The sequence below is a fragment of the Pseudomonas sp. SZ57 genome, from assembly GCF_009495975.1.
GTDB classification, from domain to species: domain Bacteria; phylum Pseudomonadota; class Gammaproteobacteria; order Pseudomonadales; family Pseudomonadaceae; genus Aquipseudomonas; species Aquipseudomonas syringae.
This window is the reverse complement of sequence record NZ_WIBD01000055.1, coordinates 1-434: the sequence shown is the minus strand read 5'-3', so window position 1 is coordinate 434 and position 434 is coordinate 1. Positions and strand designations below refer to the sequence as shown.

Genomic DNA, 434 nt, shown 5'->3' with positions numbered 1-434 from the left:
GTGATTCATGACTGGGGTGAAGTCGTAACAAGGTAGCCGTAGGGGAACCTGCGGCTGGATCACCTCCTTAATCGACGACTCAGCTGCGCCATAAGCACCCACACGAATTGCTTGATTCATTGACGAAGACGATTAGAAGCAGCGCCCGAGTTCGGGTCTGTAGCTCAGTTGGTTAGAGCGCACCCCTGATAAGGGTGAGGTCGGCAGTTCGAATCTGCCCAGACCCACCAGTTTACTGGTGAGATAGCTGGTCAGAGTAGACGCCTCCACGGTATGTAGAAATACGGGGCCATAGCTCAGCTGGGAGAGCGCCTGCCTTGCACGCAGGAGGTCAGCGGTTCGATCCCGCTTGGCTCCACCACTTACTGCTTCTGTTTGAAAGCTTAGAAATGAGCATTCCATTGATCTTGATGATCAGTGCATGAATGTTGATT

Annotated in this window: 2 tRNA genes and 1 rRNA gene; all 3 read left to right on the top strand. The window is 52.8% G+C overall.

From position 1 onward, the window contains the following. A 16S ribosomal RNA gene (locus tag GE543_RS26975) occupies positions 1-70 on the top strand; the annotation flags it as partial. 83 nt (positions 71-153) lie between these two features. Then, positions 154-230 (top strand) — tRNA-Ile (locus GE543_RS26970). Between the two features lie 55 nt (positions 231-285). Then, a tRNA-Ala gene (locus GE543_RS26965) sits at positions 286-361 on the top strand. The last annotated feature ends 73 nt before the right edge of the window (positions 362-434 follow it).